We start from the raw sequence: 24639 nt of genomic DNA, 5'->3' as shown, positions 1-24639 counted from the left end.
ATGTCCCAGCCCGTGCAGCTCCTCGTCCTGATCACCACCCTTCCCGGCCGGGGGCCCGAGCAGGTCGAGGCGTACGACCGCCTCGCGCCGGTCGTCCGGGCCGAGGAGGGCTGCCTGCGCTACGACCTGCACGGGGTGAGCGGCGATCCCGACCGGTTCGTCCTCATCGAGCGGTGGGCGTCGCAGGCGGCTTTGGACGCCCACGACGCCGCTCCGCACATGGCCGAGTCCGACGTGGCCTGCGCCGCGTTCCGGGCGGGGCCGGCCGAGGTGCTCCGGCTGGACCCCGAGCCGCCGGCCTGACCGGCCGGGCCGCCGGGCCGGGCCGCCGGGCCGGTCCCGTCAGCCGAAGCGGCGGGCCGGCAGCCGGAGGTCCACCGTGTACAGCCGGGTGATCTGCTGCGGGAACTCGTTGTCGTCACTGGCCAGCAGCAGCCGTACGCGGCCGCGGCCGTCGTGGTCGGTGACGACCATGCCCTCGATGTTGTCCACCAGCGGGTGGTTCTGCGGCAGCTTCGAGGGGGCGCCCAGCGTCGGGCAGTCGTCGAAGTCGCCGAGCGGCGTCTTGCGGGCGGTCCGCAGTCCCGGGCCCTCGGCCAGTGCCTGCGTCCTCGAGGTGTCGCTCGCCCCGAGCGGGTCGGCGAGGTACAGCCTGGCCGTGATCGCGAACTCCCGCGTGAAGCCGCGCTCCAGCACGATCAGCCGGCCGTCGCGGGTCGCCGCGAGCTCGGCGAGGCCGTGGCCCGGGTCGACGGGATACGCGTACTGCCGGCCGAGGACGAACTCGCCGCTCGCGCGCCGCTCCCAGGTCTGGATGCGCTGGAGGGTGCGGCCCTTCGCGTCCTTGCCGTCGCCCGCGAGCGGCCCCTCCAGGCCGGCGACGAGGGTGTGCCCGCCGGGGAGGAGGGTGAGCGACTCGAAGGTCTGGTTCGCCGTGGCCCGGCCCTGGGGCGCGAGGGCGAAGGCGGGCGGGACCGGCAGGGTGGCCAGGACATGGCCGGTGCGGCTGTAGCGGCGGATGGCCGGCGCGGTCTCGTCGGTGACGAGGTAGGTGCCGTCCCGGTCGACGACCACGCCCTCGGAGTCGGTGACCTTCCCGGCGCCGTCGGTGAGCGGGAGCCGGGCGGTGGCCCTGGCGGAGGGGGTGTTCCCGCGGGCCACTTCCAGGCGGTAGAGCGCCGACTTGTCGGAGACGGCGGCGACGCTCCCGTCCCGGTCGAGGGCGAGGCCGGAGATGCCGCCGACGAGCTTCCCGTCGAGCAGGGTCTTGTCGAGCGAGTCGGAGAAACCGGCGACGGACACGTACGGGGAGCAGGCCGCGGGCTTGGCGGGATCCTCGGCGGGGTTCTGTCCGGCGGCGGTGGCGGTCGGGGCGAGCGCCCCGGTGAGGGTTGCGGTGGCCACCGCGGTGGTGACGAGCGTGCGAAGGCGCATGCGGCCTTCCTCCTGGACGGGTCGGGGGTACGGAGCTGGACCGGGACCGGACGGGGACCCTGCCGAACTGTCATATGCCTGACCGAAACAAAAGGGAAGGGTGGGCGGCGCGGTGGCAACGAACTCGCCAACTCCCGTTCACACGGGGGGCGTCTCCGGGGCTGCCGCTGCACGGAGCCTGCCCCTCCCCGCGGCCCGGGGCTACGGCTCCGGCGTGCGGGCGTCGTAGCGGGCGAAGGAGCGCCAGCGGGCGGCGAGCAGGGCCAGCACCAGGACGCACGTAAGGCCGCCGCCCGTGATGGCCACGGCCGGGGACGTGAGGTCGGCGGCGGTGCCGGCCAGGAAGTCCCCGAGCCGGGGCCCGCCCGCGACGACGACGATGAACACGCCCTGGAGACGGCCCCGCATCCCGTCCGGGGTGGCGGTCTGCATCATCGTGGAGCGGAACACCATCGAGATGGTGTCGGCGCACCCGGCGAGGGCCAGGAAGAGCAGCCCGAGCCAGAGGTTGCGGGTCAGGCCGAACACGGCGATGGCCAGCCCCCACGCCGCGACGGACAGCAGGATCGCCAGCCCGTGCCGCCGGATCCGTCCCTGCCAGCCGGAGAACAGCCCGCCGAGCAGCGCGCCGACGGCGGGGGCGGCGACCAGCAGGCCGACGGTCCTGGCGTCGCCGCCGTACCAGAGGACGGCGACGGCGGGGAACAGCGCCTTCGGCTGCGCGAAGACCATCGCGGCCATGTCGGAGAAGAAGGTCATCCGGATGTTGGGCGTGGTCGCGAGGAAGCGCAGCCCGTCCATCACGGAGGCCCGCCCGCCCGTGCGCCCCTCCGGCAGCATCGAGGGGAGCCGCCACATGGCGTACAGGGCCGCGACGAAGGTCACCGCGTCGATCAGGTACGCGGCCTGGTAGCCCCACCAGCCGACGATCACGCCGCCGAGCACCGGGCCCAGCATCGTGCCGGAGGTCATGGTGACGGAGTTCAGCGCGTTGGCGGCGGGCAGCTGCTCGGGCGGCAGCAGTTTGGGGATCATGGCCGAGCGGGCGGGTCCGTTGAGCGCCCCGCAGACGGCCTGGAGGGCGACGACGGTGTAGAGGAGCCAGACCCGGTGGTAGTCGAGCAGGGCGGCGGCGGCCAGGCCGACGGAGAGGACGGTGAGCCCGATCTGGCTGTGGAGGCCGAGCTTGCGCCGGTCGACGGTGTCGGCGATGGCACCTCCGTACAGGCCGAAGGCGACGAGCGGGACGAGCGAGAACAGCCCGACCAGGCCGACGGAGAAGCTGGAGCCGGTTATCTCGTAGACCTGGAGCGAGATCGCGAGGGCGGTCATCGCCTGGCCCATCCAGGAGATGGTGCCGCCCACCCACAGCCGCCGGTAATCGGCGGAGGTGCGCAGCGGGGTCAGGTCGGCGAAGAGGCGACGCTTCTGTCGCGGCGGGGAGGCGGTTCCGGTCACACGGGATCCTAACCAGGTCCCGCTGGGGCGGCTCTGGAGACCGGGGAGCGTTCACACACCCGCAACGCCCTCACCACGAGGATCCGGGGCCCCAGAGGGGGGCCGCCCTTGCCGCTAACCCGCCACTGTCTCCAGACATTTGACCAAATCGGCGTACCCTCCACGCCCCCTGTCCGCTCATGATGAAAAGACTCGTATGTCCAGGGAGGCGTAGTGATCGAACCTGGCAACAGCACAACGAGCACCACCGTGAGCGGAGTTCCCGCCCCCCTCACGGTCGGCGTCGAGGAGGAGTTCCTGCTCGTCGACGCGACCACCTTGCGGGTGGTCCCGGCCGCACCGCTCGTCCTGGCCACCGCCGCCGGACTCCCGCAGCAGCTGCACGCCGAGGGGACCCGGTACCAGGTGGAGATCTCCACCCCAGTCGCGGATTCGGCGGTGACCCTCCGCGAGGAGCTCGCCGTCCTGCGGCGCGCGCTGTCCGCGGCGGCCCGTGCGCACGGCTGCCGTCTGCTGGCCGCGCCCTCGCCCGTCGTGGCGGTGGAGGGGCCCCTGCACCTGACCGACGACGAGCCGCGCCAGCGGGAGCAGCACCGGCGGTTCGGCGCGCTGACGGACACCCTGGTGAGCTGCGGCCGCCACATCCACATCGGCACCCTCGACGTGGACACCGCGGTGGCCGTGTCCAACCGGGTCAGACCATGGCTGCCCACGCTGATCGCGCTGGCCGCCAACTCCCCCTTCTGGGGCGGCCGGGACACCGGGCACTCCAGCTGGCGGGCCATGGCCTGGTCGGGCTGGCCCTCCGCGGGGCCGCCTCCGCACTTCACGTCCACGGCCCATTTCCGGCACTCGGTGGAGACCCTGCTCGGCTCCGGGGCGGCCCTGGACACCAAGATGGTCTATTGGGACCTCCGCCCCTCCGGGAACTGGCCCACGCTCGAGATCCGGGCGCCCGACATGTCCCCGGACATCGACACGGCCGTGCTCCAGGCGGAGCTGGGGCGCGCCCTGGTGGCGTCGGCGCTGCGGGCCATCGCGGAGGGGCGGCCGGATCCGCCCGCACGGGACGACGTACTGCGTCTCGCGCGGTGGCGGGCGGCGCACGACGGCCTGGAGGGCTTCGGCCTGGACCCGTACACGGGTGCCGAGGTGCCGGCGGCGGACCTGGCGGAGGCGCTGCTCGACCTGGTCGCCCCGGACCTGGCCGCCGTGGGTGACCTGGACCACGCGGCGAAGACCCTGGGCGGGCTGCTGCGCGACGGGTCGGGGGCCGCGCGGCAGCGGACGGCCTTCGCCCGCCGCGGGGACCTCACGGACGTGCTGCGCCATCTGGTGGAGGAGACGGAGAACTTCTAGCCGGTCCGGCCCGTCCGTTCCGGCCGCCGCGGCCGCGGGTGCCCGTTCGGGGCGTCCGCGGCCGCGGACCGTCTCAGAGCCAGCCGCGCTGGGCGGCGCGCAGTCCGGCCTCGAAGCGGCTGGTGGCGTTGAGGCGTTCCATCAGCGCGGACATCTGGCGGCGGACGGTGCGCAGGGAGACCCCGAGCCGCTTGCCGGCGGCCTCGTCGGTCAGGCCGGAGGCCAGCAGCTTCAGCAGTTCGCGTTCTGCGGCGGTGATGCCGTCCTCGGTGGCCTGTTCGCGGGCGGCGCCGAGGGGGACGGCCTGCTCCCAGGTCTGTTCGAAGAGGGTGACGAGGGAGGCGACGATTCCGGGGGCGGTGGTGCAGAGGGCGCCGAGCTTGGAGTTCGTGGGGTCGATGGGGACCACGGCGGTCTTCCGGTCGAAGATCACCAGGCGGGGCGGCAGCACGGGGCTGGTGCGGACCTGCGCCCCGAGGTCGGTCGCCCACTGGACGTAGGTGAGGGTGGCCGGGTCGTTGCGGACGCTGTCCTGATAGACGGAGCGCAGCTGGATCCCGCGCCGCAGGGCATCCTCGTCCAGCGGCCGCGAGGCGTCCAGGCTGGCCTGGGACTGGGCGCCGCCCGGCATGATGGAGAGGCATTCGGCGGTGAGGTCCCGGGCGAGGACCTCCAGCCGGGACTGGATGGCGTCGAGGCCCACGAGCCGTTCGGCGCCGTCGGATTGGGTGTTGGGCCGCAGGCCCGCGAACTCCGCGACGGCCCGGGCCGCCGCCGCCTTGCTGGCCGCCAGTTCCTGCTGGCGGCGGAGCAGTTCCTCTTCCTGACGGCGCAGGATCTGCTCCAGCCCGGCCTCGGGGCTGACGGCCCGCAGCCCGCCCGCGTGGTCGCGGGACGGGGTGAGCAGGTCGAGGTCGACGAGCCGGTCGAGTCCTTCGCGCACCTCCGCCTCGGTGATCCCCAGCCGTGCGCCCAGTTCGGCCACTCCGCCGGTCGGATCGGCGAGCATCTCCCGGTAGACGGCCTCTACGAGGGTGTCCAGTCCCAACGCTTCCAGCATGCTCGTGCCCCCCGGCCAGTCGGTCAGGCGGATGATTTCCCGCCGTTGTCTTGATCTTAAAGGTGCGCAGGTGGGGCCATAGGCAGTCTCTTTCGATCTTGTTCGATCCGGCCGTCGCGGCACCTTGGTGCCTGTCACCTTGGTGCCATCCGTTTCCTCTTCTGCGTCCATACGCGGGCTTGCAGGATGGTGTTCACCGGGACGGCGGGGCACACGGAGCCCCACCCCAGGCCAGGGCCGAAAGGCCGGACCGGTGCAGCGCGCCCCAGCCGCACCACGCCGATACCGCTCACGTCCAGGGGGATCCATGTCTCGCACCGCTCGCCTGATCGCCGCCGCCGGTCTGACCGCCCTGCTGTCCTGCACCGCCGCCGTCACCACCGGGCCGGAGATCATCGGCTGGGACTCGGTCCAGGCGGCCACGGCCCCCGGCATCATCGGGTGGGACTCGGTGCGGGCGGCGAGCCCCCTGGCGGTCGGCGTGGGGTCGGCCACCACCGACAAGCGCATCATCGGCTGGGACTGATTCCCCGTTCGGCGCCGGACGGAGGGCGGCGCCGAACGGGCGAGGACCGGCAGCGGGGACCGACCACCCCTCCCCTGCCGTGACGTACGCCACACCCCCGCCCGCGTTCCCCTTCCCCGGGAACGCCGAAGCCGCAGGTGCAATCGTTTCTGCACCTGCGGCTTGCGGTGGGGCGGGTGGGACTCGAACCCACGGCCGACGGATTATGAGTCCGCTGCTCTAACCGGCTGAGCTACCGCCCCGTTACGGCGTGGCGCGTACATGTGTGCGCGCCGTCTGCCGCAGCATAGCCGCTCATACGATCTCCTGCCTCGGATGCCCCGCATGATCGGCTGCGCTTGTTCAGAGAGACCGTACCGAGGGCTGCCCGGTTCCCGGATCAGGGCAAAAAGAAAGAGGACCCTCCCGGGTCCTCTCCTCTTCAATGCTCCCCCGACTGGACTCGAACCAGTAACCTGCCGGTTAACAGCCGGCTGCTCTGCCAATTGAGCTACAGGGGACCGCGCTCCCCCGACTGGACTCGAACCAGTAACCTGCCGGTTAACAGCCGGCTGCTCTGCCAATTGAGCTACAGGGGATTGCTGCGGTGCACCGAACAGCCCACCTCCGGCCTTGCCGGGGGGCGAGCGCCCGTTGCGAGTCATAGATTAGCGCAAGCAGGGGGGTGCTCCGCCAATCGGTATCGCAGCAGGCCGGGCACCGAGACAACGAAGGGTGGCAGGCATGCGCTACAAGGTCACGTTCCTCGCCGGGGTAGCCCTGGGATACGTCGTGGGCACGGCGGCGGGGCGCGAGCGGTACGAGGAGTTGAAGAAGTCCGCCCGGCGCATCGCGCAGAACCCGGCGGTGCGCAACGCCGCCGAGACCGCCGGGCAGACCGGACGGCAGTTCGCGGGCAAGGCGTTCGCGGCGGTCGGCGACAAGGTCGGCGACGTCGTTCCCGATTCCGTGGCGAAGCACGTGCGGTCGCTGCGCGAGCGGGGGCAGGGCACCGACGACGAATGGGGCACGAGCAACACCTGAGGCGGATGGTTCCGGCCCGGCGTGCGGCAGAATTCTCCGCATGGGGATAGTCGCCGGGCTGGACAGCTCTTCCGCCTTCACTCGCATCGTCGTCTGCGACACGGACACGGGGGCCGTGCTGCGCCAGGGCTACGCGCCCCATCCGCAGCCCGCCGGCGAGGCCGTCCCCCACGAGACCGACCCGCAGGCCTGGCTGCTCTCCCTCGGCGAAGCCGCCGGGGGCGGGCTGCTGGAGGGCGTCCAGGCCATCGGCGTCTCCGCGCAGCAGCACGGCCTGCTGCCGCTGGACTCGCAGGGCGCCCTGGTCCGCCCGGCCATGATCGGCAACGACAAGCGCGGTCAGGTCGTCGCCGCCGACCTGATCGGGGCGCTCGGCGGCAAGGCCGCCTGGGTGGCCGCCGTCGGCGCCGTCCCGCACGCCGCGCAGCCGATCACGAAGCTCGCCTGGCTGGCCCGCAACGAGCCCGAGGCGGCGCGCCGGGTGGCGGTGGTGCTGTCCCCGCACGACTGGCTGGTCTGGCAGCTGCTCGGCCGGCCCGCGCGCCGCACCACCGACCGGGCCGGGGCCTCGGGCACCGGGTACTGGTCGGCGGCCACCGGTTCCTACCGTCCCGACCTGGTCGAGCTGGCGCTCGGGCACCAGGCGCTGCTGCCCGAGGTGCTCGGCCCCGCCGACGCCGCCGGGATGACCCCCGAGGGGCTGCTGATCTCCGCCGGGACCGGGGAGACCACGGCCGCCGCGCTGGGGCTGGGCATCGGCCCGGGCGACGCGGTGGTCTCGCTGGGTGCCTCCGGTTCGGTGATGGCCGTGCACCACGAGGCGCTGTCCGACCCGGGCGGCCTGATCACCTCCCTCGCCGACGCGGGCGGCATGCACCTGCCGGTGGTGAACACCTCCAACGCCGTACGGGCCCTGCGCGGCACCGCCGACATGCTGGGCACCGACCTGGAGGGGCTGAGCGCGCTCGCGCTGAAGTCGACCCCCGGTGCACACGGCCTCGTACTCCTGCCGTACCTGGAGGGAGAGCGGACCCCGAACCTGCCGCACACCGCCGGGACCCTGTCGGGGCTGCGCCGGGACTCGATGAAGCCCGAGCACCTCGCGCGGGCCGCCTTCGAGGGCATGCTGTGCGGGCTGGTCGACGCCCTCGACGTGCTGCGGCACCGGGGCGTGGGGATCCGCCGGGTGTTCCTGCTCGGGGCCGCCGCCGAGCTGCCCGCCGTACAGGCCGCCGCGCCGGGGCTGTTCGGGACGCAGGTCGTCGTGCCCGCTCCGGCGGACTACGCGGCGCTGGGCGCGGCCCGTCAGGCGGCCTGGGCGCTGGGGGTGCGGCAGGGCACGCTGGCCCCGCACGTCCCGCCGCTGTGGCCGGCCCCGCCGGCCCAGGTGTTCGAGCCGGGCGAGGACTACCCGGCCTGGCAGGCCGTCCGCCAGCAGTACGTCACCACACGGGAGCAAATGCACCCGGGGGCGTTCGGGTTCTAGGACGGAGGCCGCGGGCTCCTGGTCCTTTTGACCGGCCTTTGCGAAATCCGGTGGGGTTCGGCCCTGCGTTGGCCGAAGATGGAGTGAACCCCCCTCGATCTTGCCTACCGGAGCCTGCGCGTGCTCATACGACTGCTGCGGACCCACCTGGGTCCGTACAAGAAAGCCATCGCCGCACTGGTGCTGCTGCAACTCCTGCAGACCAGTGCGAGCCTCTACCTGCCCACCCTCAACGCGGACATCATCGACAACGGTGTCGTCAACGGGGACACCGGCTACATCCTGCGCTTCGGCGCGCTGATGCTCGGGGTCTCCCTCGTCCAGCTCGTCTGCAACGTCGGGGCCGTCTACTACGGGGCGCGCACGGCGGCCGCGCTCGGCCGCGACGTGCGCGCCTCCGTCTTCGACCGGGTGCAGAGCTTCTCGGCGCGGGAGCTGGGCCAGTTCGGCGCCCCGTCGCTGATCACCCGTACGACGAACGACGTCCAGCAGGTCCAGATGCTGGTGCTGATGACCTTCACTCTGATGGTCTCGGCGCCGATCATGTGCGTCGGCGGCATCGCCATGGCGCTCTCGCTCGACGTGAAGCTGTCGGGCGTGCTGCTCGCGGTGGTGCCCGTGCTGGGCGTGTCGGTCGGCGCGATCGTCTGGAAGACGCGACCGCTGTTCCGCCTGATGCAGGAACGCCTCGACGTCGTCAACCGGGTGCTGCGCGAGCAGATCACCGGCAACCGCGTGATCCGCGCCTTCGTCCGCGACGGCTACGAGGAGGAGCGCTTCCGCCGGGCGAACTCCGAGCTGACCGCGGTCTCGCTGGCCTCCGGCAAGCTGCTCGCGCTGATGTTCCCGGTCGTCATCCTGGTCGTGAACATCTCCAGCGTCGCCGTCATCTGGTTCGGTGCGATGCGGGTGGACGGGGGCGGCATGGAGATCGGTCAGCTGACCGCCTTCCTCGCCTACCTGATGCAGATCGTCATGGCCGTGATGATGGCCACCTTCATGTTCATGATGGTGCCGCGCGCCGAGGTCTGCGCCGAGCGCATCCAGGAGGTCCTGGACACCGAGTCCAGCGTGGTCCCGCCCGTCGACCCGGTGCGTACGCTCTCCCGGCGCGGGCAGCTGGAGCTGCGCGGCGCCGACTTCCGCTACCCGGGCGCCGAGGCCCCGGTGCTGCGCGGGGTGGACCTGGTGGCCCGCCCCGGCGAGACCACCGCGGTGATCGGTTCCACCGGCAGCGGCAAGTCGACGCTGCTGGGCCTGGTGCCCCGGCTGTTCGACGCGACCGGCGGTGACGTGCTGGTCGACGGGGAGGACGTACGCCGGATCGACCCGGAGCTGCTGGCGCGGACGGTCGGCATGGTCCCGCAGAAGCCGTACCTGTTCTCCGGGACGGTCGCCTCCAACCTGCGCTACGGGCGCCCGGACGCGACCGACGAGGAGCTGTGGCGGGCCCTGGAGGTGGCCCAGGCCAAGGACTTCGTGTCCGAGCTGGAGGGCGGTCTGGAGGCGCCGGTCACCCAGGGCGGGACGAACGTCTCCGGCGGCCAGCGCCAGCGTCTGGCCATCGCCCGCACGCTCGTGCAGCGCCCGGAGATCTACCTGTTCGACGATTCCTTCTCGGCCCTGGACTACGCGACGGACGCGGCGCTGCGCGCGGCGCTCGCCCGGGAGACCGAGGACGCGACGGTCGTCATCGTCGCCCAGCGGGTCTCCACGATCCGCGACGCCGACCGGATCATCGTCCTCGACGAGGGCCGGGTGGTGGGCGAGGGCCGCCACCACGAGCTGATGGCCGGCAACGAGACCTACCGGGAGATCGTGCTCTCCCAGCTGACGGAGGCGGAGGCCGCATGAGCGGGCCCGGAGGACGGATGATGATGGGGCCGGCCCAGCGGTCCATGGACTTCAAGGGGTCCGGCAAGCGGCTGCTGCGCCAGCTGGCGCAGGACCGGGGCAAGCTGTGGGGCATGGTCGCGGCCGTGGTCGGCAGTGTCGGCTGCGCCGTGCTCGGGCCGAAGATCCTCGGCGGGGCCACCGACCTGGTGTTCGCGGGGATCGTCGGCCGGCAGATGCCGGACGGCCTGACCAAGCAGCAGGCGCTGGACGGGCTGCGCGAGCGGGGCCAGGGCGGCATGGCGGACATGCTGTCCGGCACCGACTTCACCCCGGGGCAGGGCATCGACTTCGGTGCCGTGGGGGTGACGGCGTTGTGGGCGCTGCTGGTGTTCGTCCTGGCGGGCCTGCTGATGCTGGTCGCCACGCGGCTGTCGAACCACGTGATGAACGGCACCGTCTACCGGATGCGCGAGGAGCTCCAGGCGAAGCTGTCGCGGCTGCCGTTGTCGTACTTCGACCAGCAGAAGCGCGGGGAGGTGCTGAGCCGGGCGACGAACGACATAGACAACATCGGCCAGACCCTCCAGCAGACGATGGGCCAGCTGCTGAACTCGCTGCTGACGATCGTCGGCGTGCTGGTGATGATGTTCTGGATCTCGCCGCTGCTGGCGCTGGTCGCGCTGCTGACCGTGCCGGTGTCGGTGGTGGTCGCGGCGAGGATCGGCAAGAGGTCGCAGCCGCAGTTCGTGGCGCAGTGGAAGACCACGGGCGCGCTCAACGCCCACATCGAGGAGATGTACTCCGGCCACGCGCTGGTGAAGGTCTTCGGGCGGCAGCAGGAGTCGGCGGCGGTCTTCGCCGAGCAGAACGAGGAGCTGTACCGGGCCTCGTTCAAGGCGCAGCTGGTCAGTGGCATCATGCAGCCGGTGATGTTCTTCATCTCGAACATCAACTACGTGCTGGTCGCGGTCGTCGGCGGTCTGCGGGTGGCCTCGGGCACCCTGTCGATCGGTGACGTGCAGGCCTTCATCCAGTACTCGCGCCAGTTCTCGATGCCGCTGTCGCAGGTGGCGTCGATGGCGAACCTGGTGCAGTCGGGCGTCGCCTCGGCGGAGCGGGTGTACGAGCTGCTGGACGCGCCGGAGCAGGAGCCGGACGCGGAGGTCCCGGAGCGTCCGCGGGAGCTGCGCGGTCAGGTGACCCTGGACAAGGTGGCCTTCCGCTACGAGCCGGACAAGCCGCTCATCGAGAACCTCTCGCTGACGGTGGAGCCGGGGCAGACGGTCGCCATCGTCGGCCCGACGGGCGCCGGCAAGACCACGCTGGTCAATCTGCTGATGCGGTTCTACGAGGTCACGGGCGGGGAGATCGCCCTGGACGGGGTGGACATCGCCAAGATGACCCGCGAGGAGCTGCGCGGCGGGATCGGCATGGTGCTCCAGGACACCTGGCTGTTCGGCGGGACGATCGCGGAGAACATCGCCTACGGCGCGTCCCGCGAGGTGACGCGCGGCGAGATCGAGGAGGCCGCGCGGGCGGCGCACGCGGACCGTTTCATCCGCACGCTGCCGGACGGCTACGACACGGTGCTGGACGACGAGGGCGCGGGTGTCAGCGCGGGTGAGAAGCAGCTGATCACCATCGCGCGGGCGTTCCTGTCGGATCCGGTGATCCTGGTGCTCGACGAGGCGACGAGTTCGGTGGACACCCGTACCGAGGTGCTGATCCAGAAGGCGATGGCGCGCCTGGCGCACGGCCGTACGTCCTTCGTGATCGCGCACCGGCTGTCGACGATCCGCGACGCGGACGTGATCCTGGTGATGGAGAGCGGCTCGATCGTGGAGCAGGGCACGCACGAGGAGCTGCTGGCGGCCGAGGGCGCGTACGCGCGGTTGTACGCGGCGCAGTTCGCGCAGGCGGTGGCCGAGGTCGACTGACCGGCCGGCGGTGTGCGGGTGGGGGCGTCCTTCGGGACGCCCCCTCTTCCGTTCCGCGGCCGGCGCGGGTCAGTCGAGGTAGCCGCGCAGCTGGTCGGCGAAGGCGTGGTCGCGCAGCTTGTTGAGGGTCTTGGACTCGATCTGGCGGATCCGCTCGCGGGTGACGCCGAAGATGCGGCCGATCTCCTCCAGGGTGCGGGGGCGGCCGTCGGCGAGGCCGTAGCGGAGCTGGACGACCTTGCGTTCGCGTTCGCCGAGGGTGGAGAGGACGGCTTCGAGGTGTTCGCGCAGCAGGAAGAAGGCGGCGGACTCCATGGGGGAGGCGGCGTCGCCGTCCTCGATCAGGTCGCCGAGGGCGACGTCGTCCTCTTCGCCGACCGGGGCGTGCAGGGAGACGGGTTCCTGGGCGAGGCGGAGCACTTCCAGGACCCGCTCGGGGGTCAGTTCCAGGTGGACGGCGACTTCCTCGGCGGTGGGTTCGTAGCCGCGTTCCTGGAGCATGCGGCGCTGGACGCGGATGACGCGGTTGATGAGTTCGACGACGTGGACGGGGACGCGGATGGTGCGGGCCTGGTCGGCGAGGGCCCGTGACATCGCCTGCCGGATCCACCAGGTGGCGTAGGTGGAGAACTTGTAGCCGCGGGCGTAGTCGAACTTCTCGACGGCCCTGATCAGGCCGAGGTTGCCCTCCTGGACCAGGTCGAGCATGGTCAGTCCGCGGCCGACGTAGCGCTTGGCGACGGAGACGACGAGCCGCAGGTTCGACTCGATGAGCCGGCGTTTGGCCATCCGGCCCATGACGACGAGTTTGTCGAGGTCGACGGCGAGCTGGGAGTCGAGGTCGGTGGCGCCGGCGAGTTTCTCCTCGGCGAAGAGTCCCGCTTCCACGCGCCGGGCGAGTTCGACCTCTTCGGCGGCGGTGAGCAGCGGGATCCTGCCTATCTCGCGCAGGTACTGGCGGAAGAGGTCGGCCGAGGGCCCGGTCCCGGCGCCGTTGTCGCGGGCGCGCTGCGGGGGTACCGGTTCGATGAGTTCGAGGACCTCGGGTTCCTCGTCGCCGGCGTCCTCCACCGTGTCGGCCTCGGCCTCGGGATCCGGATCGGAGGCGTCTGCGGCGGGGCGGCTCGCGTTCACGGTCAGGGTCTGGGTCTGCACGGGGGCGACCTCCAGGGCTCCGAGGACGGTGGCACCGCACCTCAGTGTGGGGTACGACACATCGCTGCCACGAGGGGCGTGCGAGCACTTTCTGAGCCCGCTGCGTGACGGATGGTTACCCCCTGGCGGGAATCCCGATGCGGATCGGACTCATGTCCGACCGGAGTCACGCGGGTTCCACGCGGACCGCGCAGACCTTGAACTCGGGCATGCGCGAGACGGGGTCCAGGGCCGGGTTGGTGAGGGTGTTGGCGCGGCCCTCGCCGTACCAGTGGAACGGCATGAACACGGTGTCGGCGCGGACGGCGTCGGTGACGCGGGCGGGGGCGACGGCGCGTCCGCGGCGGGAGGTGACCGCGAGCGGGGTGCCGTCGGTGACGCCGAGGCGGGCGGCGAGGCGCGGGTGGAGTTCCACGAAGGGGCCGGGGGCGGCGGCGTTGAGTTCGGGCACGCGGCGGGTCTGGGCGCCGGACTGGTACTGGGCGACGACCCGGCCGGTGGTGAGGAGCAGCGGGTAGTCGGCGTCGGGGACCTCGGCGGCGTCGCGGTGGGAGACGGGCGTGAAGCGGGCGCGGCCGTCGTCGGTGGCGAAGCGGTCGAGGAAGAGACGGGGCTGTCCCGGGGAGCCTTCGGGGCAGGGCCAGAAGACGCCCTGTTCGGCTTCGATGCGGGCGTAGGAGATGCCGGAGTAGTCGGCGGGGCCGCCTTCGGAGGCGCGCCGCAGCTCGGCGAAGACCTGTTCGGGGTCGGTGGGGAAGCCTTTCTCCACGCCGAGGCGGGCGGCGAGTCCGTGCAGGACGTCCAGGTCGCCGCGGACGCCGGGGGGTGGGGTGAGGGCGCGGCGGCGCAGCAGGACGCGGCCCTCCAGGCTGGTGGTGGTGCCGGTCTCCTCCGCCCACTGGGTGACGGGTAGGACGACGTCGGCGAGTGCGGCCGTCTCGGAGAGGACGACGTCGGCGACGGCGAGGAAGTCCAGGGAGCGGATGCGGTCTTCGACGTGGGCGGCGCGGGGGGCGGAGACGAGGGGGTTGGAGCCCATGAGCAGGAGGGCCTTGACGTCGCCGCCGAGGGCGTCGAGGAGTTCGTAGGCGCTGCGGCCGGGGCCGGGCAGGCTCCGCGGGTCGACGCCCCAGACGCGGGCGACGTGTGCGCGGGCGGCGGGGTCGGTGAGCTTGCGGTAGCCGGGGAGCTGGTCGGCCTTCTGGCCGTGTTCGCGGCCGCCCTGGCCGTTGCCCTGGCCGGTGAGGCAGCCGTAGCCGGAGTGCGGGCGGCCGGCGCGGCCGGTGGCGAGGCAGAGGTTGATCCACGCGCCGACGGTGTCGGTGCCCTTGGACTGCTGCTCGGGGCCGCGGGCGGTGAGGACCATGGCGGCGGTGGGGGCGCAGAACATGTCGACGGCGCGGCGCAGTTCCGGGAGGGCGATGCCGGTGATCCGCTCGACGAGTTCGGGCCAGTGGGCCATGGCGGCGGCCCGGGCGTCTTCCCAGCCGGTGGTGCGTTCGGCGATGAACGCCTCGTCGGTGCGGCCCTCGGCGACCACGAGGTGCAGCAGGCCGAGGGCGAGGGCGAGGTCGGTTCCGGGGCGCGGCGCGAGGTGCAGGTCGGCCAGTTCGGCGGTGCGGGTGCGGCGGGGGTCGACCACGATCAGGGTGCCGCCGTTCGCCTTGAGTTCGGTGAGGTAGCGCACGAACGGCGGCATGGTCTCGGCGGGGTTGGAGCCGACGAGGACGACGCAGCCGGTGCGGGGGATGTCCTCCAGCGGGAAGGGCAGTCCGCGGTCGAGGCCGAAGGCCTTCTGGTGCGCGGCGGCGGCCGAAGACATGCAGAAGCGGCCGTTGTAGTCGATCTGGGAGGTGCCGAGGGCGACGCGGGCGAACTTGCCGAGGGCGTAGGCCTTCTCGTTGGTCAGGCCGCCGCCGCCGAAGACGGCGACGGCGTCGGGGCCGTGGGCGCGGCGCGTGCGGGCGAGGCCGGCGGCGACGGCGTCGAGGGCCTCCTCCCAGGTGGCCGGGACGAGCGGGCCGCCGGCGTGGGTGCGGATGAGCGGCTCGGTCAGGCGTACCCGGGAGGAGAGCAGGGCGGGGGCGGTGCGGCCCTTGCCGCACAGGGCGCCCCGGTTGACGGGGAAGCCGGTGCGCTCCTCGACGGTCACCGCGTCGCCCGCGGGGGCGGGGCGCAGGTTCATGCCGCACTGCAGGGCGCAGTAGGGGCAGTGGGTGGCGGTGGCTTCCGGGGAGCTGTGCATGCCCCTCAGGGTGTGGTCCGGGTGTTACGGAGGCCGCGCGCCCCCGTTACGGGCGGGGGTGCTGACCCTCATCCCGGTCCGGCGGGGGCGGTGAGGGGGCGGGCAGCCGCGGGGGGTGTCGGGAGGGATGGTTCGCCACCCGCCGCGCGCCGGCGCCGGCACGGGTCGCGCGGTGAGGCCGGGAGGGGTCACTGGCCCGTGAGGTACTTGACCGTGAGGCCGGCCGTCCAGCCGCCGTCGACGGCGAGTTCCGCGCCGGTCATGTAGCCGGCGGCGTCGGAGAGGAGGAACGCGACGGCGGCCGCGATCTCCTCGGGGACGCCGACGCGGCCCAGGGGGGCGCCGGGGTAGTTGCCCTCGCCGGCCTGGATGCCGATGGGGGCGGTCATCGGGGTCAGGGTCATGCCGGGGTGGACGGAGTTGACTCGGATCCCCGCCTCTGCCAGTTCGACGGCGCCGATCTTGGACAGGCCGCGCACGCCCCACTTGGAGGCTCCGTACCCGGCGGTGAGGGCGAGTCCGGTGAGGCCGGCCGCGGAGGAGATGTTGACGACGGATCCGCCACCGCCCGCCCGCAGCAGGGGTATCGCGGTCTTGATGCCGATGAACACGCCGACCAGGTTGACCTCGACGACCTGGCGGAAGTGCTCGACGCTCTCGTGTTCCAGGAACTCGCCGGTCGGGATGCCGGCGTTGTTGACGAGCCCGTCGATCCGGCCGAACTCGGCGACCGCGTACTCCAGCGCCGCCGTCCAGTCGGCCTCGCTGGTGACGTCGTGCCGCAGGAAGCGGGCCGCGTCGCCGAGCTTGGCGGCCGTCTCGGCGCCCTCGTCCTCCAGCAGGTCGGTGATCAGCACCTTGCCGCCGCCGTCGACGACCGCCCGTGCGGCCGCCGCGCCCAGGCCCCGGGCCCCACCGGTGATGACGACCACCTTGCCGCCGAGATCCACCACAGCCACGATCCACACCCCTGACGCAGACAGATAGGTATATGACTAATCGGCATACGCCGATCGAGGCGTCAGTCTGTCAGAGCGGCCAGGACCCGCGACACCCCTTCTTCCTTCGGGCCGAGGAACCTCGGCTCCGGCTGGAACGCCGCGTCCAGGGCCGCCTTGCCGGCCGCGAGGACCTCGCGGGCGCCGCCGTAGTACCAGGTGGCGTCGTGCTCGTCGTCCACCCCGACGCCGTAGGAGTCCACTCCCGCCGCCTGGCACAGGGCCACCGCTCGGTGGATGTGGAAGTGCTGGCTGATCAGCACCGCCCGGCGCACCCCGAATATCTCCCGGACCCGCACGCAGGAGTCCCAGGTGTCGAATCCCGCGTAGTCGCTGACGATCCGGTCGTCGGGTATGCCGTGCCCCCTGAGGTACGTCCGCATCGCGCCCGGCTCGTCGTACTCCGTGCGGCTGTTGTCGCCGGTCACCAGGACCACCTTCACCTTGCCCGCCCGGTAGAGCTCCACGGCCGCGTCGAGCCGGTAGGCGAGGTACGGGGTCGGGCGGCCCTTCCACAGGCCGGCCCCGAAGACCACCGCCACCCCGGCGTCGGGCGCCTCCGCGGTGGTCCGCAGCCGGTCGGCGGCCGCGGCGTGCGTCCACGTCGAGGGCAGCAGGGCCAGCACGCACAGCACCATCACCGCCTGCACGGCACGCCGACGCCCCCGCACCGTCCGCAGCCATACCCTCCAGCGGCCGACACCGAGCCGCCCCGCCCGTCCCCGTCCCCGTCCCTGCTCCTGCTCCTGCTCCTGCCCCTGCTGTCCCATGACCGGCCCCCCTCGTCCGCACGCCCTTCGCACGGATTGACGAACCGCCCCCGCCCCCCAGTTCCGCCCGACCCCCCTTTCACTCGTACGAATGACCGAGTGAGCAGCAGGAAACCACCCGTCACCCACGCGCAACGCCCACGCAACCCGGGCCCCGCAGGATCGGTCCATGACGGAGCCGGTGCACCCTCCCGCCACCCAGTCCTTCCCCTTCGGCAGCGCGGCCGAGCTGCTGACGCGGATCACCGACCAGCTCGGCACCCAGCTCAGCGGCCTGCGCCCGCCACGCGCCCGGCACCACGGAGTCCCCCCATGCACCCCACCCTCGTCGCCGTGGCCCACGGCAGCCGCGACCCGCGCGCCCCGCACACCGTCCTCGCCCTGCTCGAACGGGTCCGCGAGCTCCGCCCCGCCCTCGACGTCCGCCTCGGCCACGTCGAACTGAACCGGCCGCTGCTGGCCGACACCCTGCGGGACACCGCCGGAGCGGCCGTCCTCGTGCCGCTGCTGCTCGGACGCGGCACCCACGTCAAGCGGGACCTGCCCGCCGCCGCGGCCCGCGCCGGGCACCTGCGGATCCGGATCGCCGCCCCGCTCGGCCCCCACCCGCTGCTCGTGGAGGTCCTGTTCGAACGGCTCCTGGAGGCCGGCTGGACCCCGGGCACGGCCGTCGTGCTGGCCTCGGCCGGGTCCCTCGACCCCGACTCCGCCGCCGACACCCGCCGCGCCGCCGACCTGCTCTCCGAACGGCTCGGCGGGGTCCCCGTGGTCCCCGCGTACGCCTCGGCGGCCGCCCCGGGCGTGCCGGACGCCGTCCGGGCGCTGGCCGCCCGCGGGTACCACCGGGCCGCCGTGGCCTCGTACTTCGCCGCCCCGGGCCGGTTCGCCTCCGCGAGCGCGGCCGCCGCGACCGGCCCGGCGGCGGCCCCGCTCGGCGCGCACCCGGCCCTGGCCCGGCTGGTGCTGCGCCGCTACGACGAAGCGCTCGCGCGCGGCGCGCGGGAGCCGGAACCGGCCATCGCGTAAAGGCCGCGTAGGTTCGGATTGCTCGGATTGTCGGTGACTCCGGTTAACGTCTCAGCATGGAAGGCACCGCGCACGTCCCCGCCTACGAGTCCTACGATCCGGCCGCCACCGAGCGATGGGCCGCCGAGCCGGACAAACGGCCCGGCCGCACCGCCTTCCAGCGTGATCGCGCCCGCGTGCTGCACTCGGCCGCCCTGCGCCGCCTCGCCGGGAAGACCCAGGTCGTCACCCCGGGCACGCGTTCCTTCGACTGGGACGCCAGCCCCCGCACCCGGCTGACGCACTCCCTGGAGTGCGCGCAGGTCGGCCGGGAGCTCGGCGCGGCCCTCGGCTGCGATCCGGACCTGGTCGAAGCGGCCTGCCTCTCCCACGACATGGGCCACCCGCCGTTCGGGCACAACGGCGAGGAGGCGCTCAACGAGTTCGCCAAGGACTGCGGCGGCTTCGAGGGCAACGCCCAGTCGCTGCGCCTGCTGACCCGGCTGGAACCCAAGCGCTTCGTGCCCGACCCGGCCACCGGCGACCCGGTCAGCGTCGGCCTCAACCTGACCCGCGCCTGCCTGGACGCGGCCACCAAGTACCCGTGGGCGCGCGGCGGCCACCCCACCGACCCGGACTCGGTGAAGTTCGGGGCCTACGAGGACGACCTGCCGGTCTTCGAGTGGCTGCGGCGGGGCGCACCCGCGGACCGCAAGTGCTTCGAGGCCCAGGTCATGGACTGGGCGGACGACGTCGCGTACTCCGTGCACGACTTCGAGGACGGGCTGCACGCCGGGCACCTCGACCCGAACCTCCTCTTCGCCGAGCCCGAGCGGGCCGCCATCTGGCAGGTCGCCATCGGCCGCTACGTGCCCGCCGGCACCTCCCCGGAGGAGCTGCGCGAGGCGCTGGACCGGCTGATGGAGGAGGACTGGTGGCCGCACGGCTACGACGGGTCCGCCGTGGCGCAGGCCCGCCTGAAGGACGCCACCAGCCAGCTGATCGGCCGGTTCTGCCTGGCCGCCGAGGGCGCCACCCGCGAGGCGTACGGCTCCGGCCGGCTCACCCGCTACGCGGCGGAGCTGGTCGTGCCGCGCGAGGCGCGCAACGAGTGCGCGGTCCTCAAGGCGGTGGCCGACCTGTACGTGATGCAGCGCGACGAGCAGGAACGGCTGCGGGCCGACCAGCGCATCGTCCTGGCCGAACTGGCGGAGGCGCTGAGCGCCCGCGCGCCGGAGGGCCTGGACCCCCAGTTCCGGGCGATCTTCGACGCTGCGGCGGACGACAAGGCCCGCAAACGCGCGGTCATCGACCAGATCGCCTGCCTGACCGACGCGTCCGCCCGTTCACTGCACGCACGCCTCACCCGGCGCGGGCGGCGCGCCGAAGGGTGAGCCGATCGGGCCATTCCCCCTTCACGAGGCAGGCTGGGTGCGGGACGCTCGCAAGGTGGCCGCAAGTGGCCGAGAGGTTATGAGGAGGCATCAGGTGGTCGACGCAAACCAGACGTTCATCATCGTCGGCGCGGGGCTGGCCGGGGCCAAGGCCGCCGAAACGCTGAGGGCGGAGGGGTTCACGGGCCGGGTGATCCTGATCGGCGACGAGCGCGACCATCCCTACGAACGGCCCCCGCTGTCCAAGGGCTACCTGCTGGGCAAGGAGGAGCGCGACAGCGTCTTCGTGCACAAGCCGTCCTGGTACGCGGGCGCCGACATCGAGCTGCACCTGGGCCAGCCCGCCGTGCACCTGGACCGCGAGGCCAAGACGGTGCGCCTGGGCGACGGCACGCTGATGCACTACGACAAGCTGCTGCTGGCCACCGGTGCCGAGCCGCGCCGGCTGGACATCCCGGGCACCGGGCTGGCCGGGGTGCACCATCTGCGCCGGCTCGCCCACGCCGACCTGCTGCGCAAGGCGCTGGCCTCCCTGGGCCGGGACAACGGCCACCTGCTGATCGCGGGCGCGGGCTGGATCGGCCTGGAGGTCGCGGCGGCCGCGCGCGGGTACGGCGCCGAGGTGACGGTGGTCGAGCCGCTGGCCACGCCGCTGCACGCGGTGCTCGGCCCGGAGGTCGGCCGGCTCTTCACCGACCTGCACACCGAGCACGGGGTGCGGTTCCACTTCGGGGCGCGGCTGACGGAGATCGTCGGCCAGGACGGCATGGTGATGGCCGCCCGGACCGACGACGGGGAGGAGCACCCGGCGCACGCGGTGCTCGCCGCGATCGGGGCGGCGCCGCGCACCGCGCTCGCCGAGACCTCGGGGCTGGCGCTGGTGGACCGGGAGCACGGCGGGGGCATCGCCGTGGACGCCTCGCTGCGCACCTCCGACCCGGACGTCTTCGCCGTCGGTGACGTGGCCGCCGCCCACCATCCGGCGCTGGGCACCCGGCTGCGCGTGGAGCACTGGGCGAACGCCCTCAACGGCGGCCCGGCCGCCGCGCGGGCGATGCTGGGGCAGGAGGTCTCGTACGAGCGGGTGCCGTACTTCTTCTCGGACCAGTACGACGTGGGCCTGGAGTACTCCGGGTACGCGCCGGCGGGCGGCTACGACCAGGTGCTGGTGCGCGGGGACGCGGGCAAGCGGGAGTTCATCGCGTTCTGGCTGTCGGACGGCCGGGTGCTGGCCGGGATGAACGTGAACGTGTGGGACGTCGTCGAGCCCATCCAGGCCCTGATCAGGTCGAAGGCGCCGGTGGACCGCGAGAGGCTGGCGGACCCCTCGGTTCCGCTTGAGTCGCTGGTGGCGGCGGAGGGGGCCTGACGGGATTGCCGCCGCCCGGCCGTAGAATTCACGGGTGGCAGGACGGATCAACGACGATGACGTGAAGGCGGTACGGGACGCGGTCCCGATCGACGCCGTGGTCTCGGAGTACCTCCAGCTGCGCAACGCCGGCGGCGGCAACCTCAAGGGCCTGTGCCCCTTCCACGACGAGAAGTCCCCGTCCTTCCAGGTCAGCCCCAGCAAGGGCTTCTACCACTGCTTCGGCTGCCAGGCCGGCGGGGACACCCTCGACTTCATCATGAAGATCGACCACCTCTCCTTCTCGGAGGCGGTCGAGCGGCTGGCCGGCCAGGCCGGCATCACCCTGCGGTACGAGGAGGGCGGCTACACCGCCGGCACCAGCGGCCGCGGCGAGCGGATCCGCCTGGTCGAGGCCCACAAGGCCGCCGCCCTCTTCTACGCGGACCAGCTCGGCGGCGCCGAGGCGGAGATCGCCCGCCGCTTCCTGGCGGAGCGCGGCTTCGACCAGGCGGCGGCCCAGCACTTCGGCGTGGGCTACAGCCCGGCCGGCTGGGACCACCTGACCCGGTTCCTGCGCGGCAAGGGCTTCACCGACAAGGAGCTGATCCTCTCCGGGCTCGCCCAGGACAGCCGCAGCGGCAAGCCCATCGACCGCTTCCGGGGCCGGCTCATGTGGCCGATCCGGGACATCAGCGGCGAGGTGGTCGGCTTCGGCGCGCGCAAGCTGCGCGAGGACGACAACGGGCCGAAGTACCTGAACACCCCCGAGACGGCGATCTACAAGAAGTCCCAGGTGCTGTACGGCATCGACCTGGCCAAGAAGGAGATCGCGAAGACCTCCCGGGCGGTGGTCGTCGAGGGCTACACCGACGTCATGGCCTGTCACATGGCCGGGGTCACCACCGCCATCGCCACCTGCGGCACGGCCTTCGGCGGGGACCACATCAAGATCCTGCGGCGGCTGCTGATGGACAACGCCACCGCCGAGGTGATCTTCACCTTCGACGGTGACGCGGCGGGCCAGAAGGCCGCGCTGCGGGCCTTCGAGGACGACCAGAAGTTCGCGGCGGAGACCTCCATCACCATCGCCCCGGGCGGCATGGACCCCTGCGACCTGCGCCTCGCACAGGGCGACGCGGCGGTCGTCGACCTGGTGGACGCCCGCACCCCGCTGTTCGAGTTCGCCCTGCGGCACATCGTGGGCCGGCACAACCTGGAGAACCCGGCGGGGCGGGCGGCCGCGCTGGCCGAGGCGGCGCCGGTCGTCGCCAGCATCAAGGACCTCTCGATCCAGCACGAGTCGGCCGTCCAGCTGGCCGGGATGCTGGGCATCCTCGACGAGCAGTTCGTGGTCAAGCGGGTGGCACAGCTGGCGCGCTGGGCCCGCGAGCGCGGCAACCAGCCGCAGCAGCAGGGCCGGGGCCGCCCCCAGGAGGCGGCCCCCGCACCGCCGTCGGCGGCCGTCGGCGGCGGGCCCGCGCTGAACCTGCGCAGCCCCGCCCACCGCACCGAGCGCGAGCTCCTCAAGCTGGCGCTCCAGCGGCCGGCCCTGGTCTCCCCCGCCTTCGACGCGTACGGGATCGACGAGTTCACCGCCCCGCCCTACGCGGCCGTGCGCCAGGCCATCCAGGACGCCGGCGGCGCCGCTCAGGGCACCGAGGACTACCTGGCCCGGGTCCGCGAGGCCGCGCCGAACGACACCGTCCGCGCGATGGTCACGGAGCTGGCGGTGGAGGCCATCCACGCCAAGACGGTGGACGAGGTCTACGCGGGCGTCCAGCTGGTGCAGGTCCGGCTGCGCGCCGTCGACCGCCGGGTCCTGGAGATCCAGGGCGCCCTGACCCGGCTCAGCCCGCAGGCCCCGCCGGAGCAGCACGCGGCGATCCAGCAGGAGCTGTGGGTGCTCCAGCAGTACGGGCAGCGCCTGCGCAACCGCGGCGCCGAAGGACTCTGACCGCCGGGACCGGGCCGCGGTGACCCGGCAACGGACCGGCCCCCGCTCAGCCGCACCCCGTGGAGCCGTGCCGCCGGGCACCCCCACCGGCCCGGCAGGACCCCGGGCGGGGCAGGGCCGGCCCGGGCCGCCGGGCGCCCCCTAGCGGCGCAGCCAGTCCCCGCCCGGGATCTCGGTGCCCGTCTGCGCGAGGCGGCGGGCCAGCGGGGCGGCCGCCAGGTAGACCCAGGCCCGGACCCGGCCGCCGTCGGGGCGCACGGCCTCGCGGGCGACGCGGTCGTAGACGTTCCCCGGGCGCCCCGGGCCGGCGTACTCCTCCAGCAGATCCAGCGCGACCAGCAGTTCCGCGTACTCCCCCGGCGCGGCGGTGATCAGCTCCCCGGCTATGGCGGAGCCCGGGCGGTCGACGGCGTACGGGTAGCCGGGCCCCTCGTACAGCGCCGCGTCCGGCAGCCGGGCGGGCTCCTCGGCCGCCGTCCGGCCCTTCAGGAACAGGTCGTGGTTGACCTCCCCCGGCCGCAGCGTCCCGTACACGAAGAACGGCAGTACGCCCGGTCCGGTTCCCGCTCCCGATCCCGGCCGATCGACCGATGCCACAGGTCCCTCCCTCGACTACCACTGGACGGTGCGGGGTCCGGGCCCAAAGGCCCCTCATCGCCGCGCACCACCACCGTACGCACCGCTGTTGCACAATCTCCCGGCTCCCGTGACGGGCGCCCCATAACGTCAGGTTCGCCCGTTTCTCGACCCCGCCCCGCACCCCCTCATGACGCAAAGGCACCCGCCGGCCGCCGCCCGCGCCGCTGCCGGACGGGCCCGAGGTGGGTGGCCCTGCCGCCGGCCTGACGTCACCCGGACGGCGTGGGCGCACACGGATGCCCCAGCACGGCCCTGACCTGCACGGATACGGTTCGACGGGGTGCCGGCGGCGGGATCCGGGGCGGACTTCGGCAGGCGGTGGGCGGGCGGGCCGGTTTTCCTCGGAACACGACCCCGTGTCCCCTGGAGTACCCATGCGCCGCAGCACCGCCCACGTGCTCACCGCCACCGCGCTGACCGCCGTCGCCTTCGCCGGTCCGGTCGCCGGGGCGGTGGCCGCCGCGGAGCTCGGCATGGCGCCCTTCGCGCCCGGGGACTTCGCCGTGCTGGAGGTGTGGCCGAAATCCGCCGCCCCGGGCACCACCGTCACCGTGCACACCAAGGCCTGCGGCCGGGGCAGCCGGGCCGAGGGCGACGCCAGCACGGTGGCGGGCGGCCGCTTCGAACTGGCCCCGGGCAGCCGCGAGGACGCGGTCACGGGCCGGTTCCGGATCGGTCAGGGCCTGCGGCCGGGCACCTACGGAATCGGCGCCACCTGCGCGAACGGCAAGTTCGCCACCGGCGACCTGGTCGTCACCGAACGCGGCCCGCAGGGCCACGTACGGACCGGGGTGGGTGGTGGCACGACCACCGCCACCGACCCCGCCAAGATCACGGCGGGAGCGGCAGTGCTGGCCGCGGCCGCCGTCGGCGGTACCTGGCTCCTGCGTCGCCGGGCGAGCGGCACGCGGAGCTGACGGGCGCCCACCGCGGCTGCGGCCGCGGTCCGACCGGTACCGCCCCCCGTCGCCCGCCCCGCGAGGTCCCCCCGTTCGCGGGGCCGGGCGAC

The 24639-nt window shown here is 73.2% G+C and carries 20 protein-coding genes and 3 tRNA genes; 12 read left to right on the top strand and 11 right to left on the bottom strand.

All coding sequences use genetic code 11. From position 1 onward, the window contains the following. On the top strand, window positions 1-303 hold the full coding sequence (locus tag ABD973_RS22045; RefSeq protein ID WP_345501658.1) for a putative quinol monooxygenase: 303 nt from the start codon (window positions 1-3) through the stop codon (window positions 301-303). A gap of 39 nt (window positions 304-342) precedes the next feature. Here ABD973_RS22045 and ABD973_RS22040 read toward each other — a convergent pair whose 3' ends face one another. Both ABD973_RS22040 and ABD973_RS22035 read right to left on the bottom strand, forming a co-directional pair. Continuing rightward, window positions 343-1434: an esterase-like activity of phytase family protein gene (locus ABD973_RS22040; RefSeq protein ID WP_345501656.1), complete on the bottom strand. Its 1092-nt coding sequence runs from the start codon at window positions 1432-1434 to the stop codon at window positions 343-345. A gap of 201 nt (window positions 1435-1635) precedes the next feature. Beyond that, window positions 1636-2892 carry an MFS transporter gene (locus tag ABD973_RS22035; RefSeq protein WP_125821054.1) on the bottom strand — a complete coding sequence of 419 codons (1257 nt, stop codon included), beginning with the start codon at window positions 2890-2892 and terminating at the stop codon, window positions 1636-1638. Window positions 2893-3141: 249 nt separating this feature from the next. Between ABD973_RS22035 and ABD973_RS22030 the strand changes: the two genes are divergently transcribed. Beyond that, the gene (locus ABD973_RS22030) at window positions 3142-4251 is read left to right on the top strand and encodes a carboxylate-amine ligase (protein WP_164720885.1); all 1110 of its coding nucleotides are present in this window, start codon (window positions 3142-3144) and stop codon (window positions 4249-4251) included. Between the two features lie 73 nt (window positions 4252-4324). Here the strand turns inward: ABD973_RS22030 and ABD973_RS22025 are convergent, their stop codons facing one another. After that, window positions 4325-5311, bottom strand: a complete 987-nt coding sequence (locus tag ABD973_RS22025) for a helix-turn-helix transcriptional regulator (RefSeq protein WP_125821056.1) — start codon at window positions 5309-5311, stop codon at window positions 4325-4327. 307 nt (window positions 5312-5618) lie between these two features. On the opposite strand from ABD973_RS22025, the gene ABD973_RS22020 reads away from it, so the two are divergent. Beyond that, a complete protein-coding gene (locus tag ABD973_RS22020; RefSeq protein ID WP_345501652.1) occupies window positions 5619-5837 on the top strand; it encodes a hypothetical protein in 219 nt (72 codons plus the stop codon). A 168-nt stretch (window positions 5838-6005) separates the two neighbouring features. On the opposite strand, the gene ABD973_RS22015 is transcribed toward ABD973_RS22020, so the two are convergent. From ABD973_RS22015 to ABD973_RS22005, 3 genes are all read right to left on the bottom strand, one after another. Next, a tRNA-Ile gene (locus tag ABD973_RS22015) sits at window positions 6006-6079 on the bottom strand. A 185-nt stretch (window positions 6080-6264) separates the two neighbouring features. Then, window positions 6265-6337 (bottom strand) — tRNA-Asn (locus tag ABD973_RS22010). Window positions 6338-6342: 5 nt separating this feature from the next. Beyond that, a tRNA-Asn gene (locus ABD973_RS22005) sits at window positions 6343-6415 on the bottom strand. 145 nt (window positions 6416-6560) lie between these two features. Between ABD973_RS22005 and ABD973_RS22000 the strand changes: the two genes are divergently transcribed. From ABD973_RS22000 to ABD973_RS21985, 4 genes are all read left to right on the top strand, one after another. Beyond that, the gene (locus ABD973_RS22000; RefSeq protein ID WP_125596886.1) at window positions 6561-6860 is read left to right on the top strand and encodes a YtxH domain-containing protein; all 300 of its coding nucleotides are present in this window, start codon (window positions 6561-6563) and stop codon (window positions 6858-6860) included. A gap of 40 nt (window positions 6861-6900) precedes the next feature. Next, a complete protein-coding gene (locus ABD973_RS21995; protein ID WP_125821058.1) occupies window positions 6901-8346 on the top strand; it encodes an FGGY family carbohydrate kinase in 1446 nt (481 codons plus the stop codon). Window positions 8347-8466: 120 nt separating this feature from the next. Further along, window positions 8467-10200, top strand: a complete 1734-nt coding sequence (locus ABD973_RS21990; protein WP_125596880.1) for an ABC transporter ATP-binding protein — start codon at window positions 8467-8469, stop codon at window positions 10198-10200. Continuing rightward, window positions 10197-12119 (top strand): ABC transporter ATP-binding protein, encoded by a 1923-nt coding sequence (locus tag ABD973_RS21985; RefSeq protein ID WP_345501649.1) that lies wholly within the window; start codon window positions 10197-10199, stop codon window positions 12117-12119. Before ABD973_RS21990 ends, ABD973_RS21985 begins: the two co-directional genes overlap by 4 nt. A gap of 69 nt (window positions 12120-12188) precedes the next feature. Here the strand turns inward: ABD973_RS21985 and ABD973_RS21980 are convergent, their stop codons facing one another. The 4 genes from ABD973_RS21980 to ABD973_RS21965 all read right to left on the bottom strand — a co-directional run bounded on the left by ABD973_RS21980 (window position 12189) and on the right by ABD973_RS21965 (window position 17287). Further along, window positions 12189-13334, bottom strand: coding sequence for an RNA polymerase sigma factor (locus ABD973_RS21980; protein ID WP_241253230.1), 1146 nt, complete (start codon window positions 13332-13334; stop codon window positions 12189-12191). Between the two features lie 106 nt (window positions 13335-13440). After that, window positions 13441-15519: a molybdopterin oxidoreductase family protein gene (locus ABD973_RS21975; protein ID WP_125821059.1), complete on the bottom strand. Its 2079-nt coding sequence runs from the start codon at window positions 15517-15519 to the stop codon at window positions 13441-13443. Window positions 15520-15707: 188 nt separating this feature from the next. After that, window positions 15708-16472 (bottom strand): glucose 1-dehydrogenase, encoded by a 765-nt coding sequence (locus ABD973_RS21970; RefSeq protein WP_125823979.1) that lies wholly within the window; start codon window positions 16470-16472, stop codon window positions 15708-15710. A gap of 68 nt (window positions 16473-16540) precedes the next feature. After that, window positions 16541-17287, bottom strand: coding sequence for a SanA/YdcF family protein (locus tag ABD973_RS21965; protein WP_345501646.1), 747 nt, complete (start codon window positions 17285-17287; stop codon window positions 16541-16543). 312 nt (window positions 17288-17599) lie between these two features. Between ABD973_RS21965 and ABD973_RS21960 the strand changes: the two genes are divergently transcribed. The 4 genes from ABD973_RS21960 (at window position 17600) to dnaG (ending at window position 22991) form a co-directional block, all read left to right on the top strand. Beyond that, on the top strand, window positions 17600-18313 hold the full coding sequence (locus ABD973_RS21960) for a sirohydrochlorin chelatase (RefSeq protein ID WP_125821060.1): 714 nt from the start codon (window positions 17600-17602) through the stop codon (window positions 18311-18313). 56 nt (window positions 18314-18369) lie between these two features. After that, the gene (locus ABD973_RS21955) at window positions 18370-19686 is read left to right on the top strand and encodes a deoxyguanosinetriphosphate triphosphohydrolase (RefSeq protein WP_125821061.1); all 1317 of its coding nucleotides are present in this window, start codon (window positions 18370-18372) and stop codon (window positions 19684-19686) included. 94 nt (window positions 19687-19780) lie between these two features. Further along, window positions 19781-21055 carry an NAD(P)/FAD-dependent oxidoreductase gene (locus tag ABD973_RS21950; RefSeq protein ID WP_125821062.1) on the top strand — a complete coding sequence of 425 codons (1275 nt, stop codon included), beginning with the start codon at window positions 19781-19783 and terminating at the stop codon, window positions 21053-21055. A gap of 34 nt (window positions 21056-21089) precedes the next feature. Continuing rightward, the gene (gene dnaG / locus ABD973_RS21945; protein WP_345501641.1) at window positions 21090-22991 is read left to right on the top strand and encodes a DNA primase; all 1902 of its coding nucleotides are present in this window, start codon (window positions 21090-21092) and stop codon (window positions 22989-22991) included. A gap of 141 nt (window positions 22992-23132) precedes the next feature. On the opposite strand, the gene ABD973_RS21940 is transcribed toward dnaG, so the two are convergent. Then, window positions 23133-23588 carry a gamma-glutamylcyclotransferase family protein gene (locus tag ABD973_RS21940; protein WP_125821064.1) on the bottom strand — a complete coding sequence of 152 codons (456 nt, stop codon included), beginning with the start codon at window positions 23586-23588 and terminating at the stop codon, window positions 23133-23135. A 416-nt stretch (window positions 23589-24004) separates the two neighbouring features. Here ABD973_RS21940 and ABD973_RS21935 point away from each other — a divergent pair, with 416 nt between their 5' ends. Beyond that, complete coding sequence (locus tag ABD973_RS21935) at window positions 24005-24547, top strand: hypothetical protein (RefSeq protein WP_241253231.1); 543 nt, start codon at window positions 24005-24007, stop codon at window positions 24545-24547. Window positions 24548-24639: the final 92 nt, after the last annotated feature.

The sequence above is a fragment of the Streptomyces racemochromogenes genome (assembly GCF_039535215.1).
In the GTDB taxonomy this organism is placed as follows: domain Bacteria; phylum Actinomycetota; class Actinomycetes; order Streptomycetales; family Streptomycetaceae; genus Streptomyces; species Streptomyces racemochromogenes.
The sequence above is the reverse complement of the archived record's forward strand: the minus strand, read 5'-3'. Positions and strand labels throughout refer to the sequence as shown.

What these genes read in the sequence shown, in the direction of transcription:
- ABD973_RS22045 (WP_345501658.1), top strand. Translation starts at nt 1, where the DNA reads ATGTCCCAGCCCGTGCAGCTCCTCGTCCTGATCACCACCCTTCCCGGC.
- ABD973_RS22040 (WP_345501656.1), bottom strand. Translation starts at nt 1,434, where the DNA reads ATGCGCCTTCGCACGCTCGTCACCACCGCGGTGGCCACCGCAACCCTC.
- ABD973_RS22025 (WP_125821056.1), bottom strand. Translation starts at nt 5,311, where the DNA reads ATGCTGGAAGCGTTGGGACTGGACACCCTCGTAGAGGCCGTCTACCGG.
- ABD973_RS22020 (WP_345501652.1), top strand. Translation starts at nt 5,619, where the DNA reads ATGTCTCGCACCGCTCGCCTGATCGCCGCCGCCGGTCTGACCGCCCTG.
- ABD973_RS22000 (WP_125596886.1), top strand. Translation starts at nt 6,561, where the DNA reads ATGCGCTACAAGGTCACGTTCCTCGCCGGGGTAGCCCTGGGATACGTC.
- ABD973_RS21995 (WP_125821058.1), top strand. Translation starts at nt 6,901, where the DNA reads ATGGGGATAGTCGCCGGGCTGGACAGCTCTTCCGCCTTCACTCGCATC.
- ABD973_RS21985 (WP_345501649.1), top strand. Translation starts at nt 10,197, where the DNA reads ATGAGCGGGCCCGGAGGACGGATGATGATGGGGCCGGCCCAGCGGTCC.
- ABD973_RS21975 (WP_125821059.1), bottom strand. Translation starts at nt 15,519, where the DNA reads ATGCACAGCTCCCCGGAAGCCACCGCCACCCACTGCCCCTACTGCGCC.
- ABD973_RS21965 (WP_345501646.1), bottom strand. Translation starts at nt 17,287, where the DNA reads ATGGGACAGCAGGGGCAGGAGCAGGAGCAGGAGCAGGGACGGGGACGG.
- ABD973_RS21960 (WP_125821060.1), top strand. Translation starts at nt 17,600, where the DNA reads ATGCACCCCACCCTCGTCGCCGTGGCCCACGGCAGCCGCGACCCGCGC.
- ABD973_RS21955 (WP_125821061.1), top strand. Translation starts at nt 18,370, where the DNA reads ATGGAAGGCACCGCGCACGTCCCCGCCTACGAGTCCTACGATCCGGCC.
- ABD973_RS21935 (WP_241253231.1), top strand. Translation starts at nt 24,005, where the DNA reads ATGCGCCGCAGCACCGCCCACGTGCTCACCGCCACCGCGCTGACCGCC.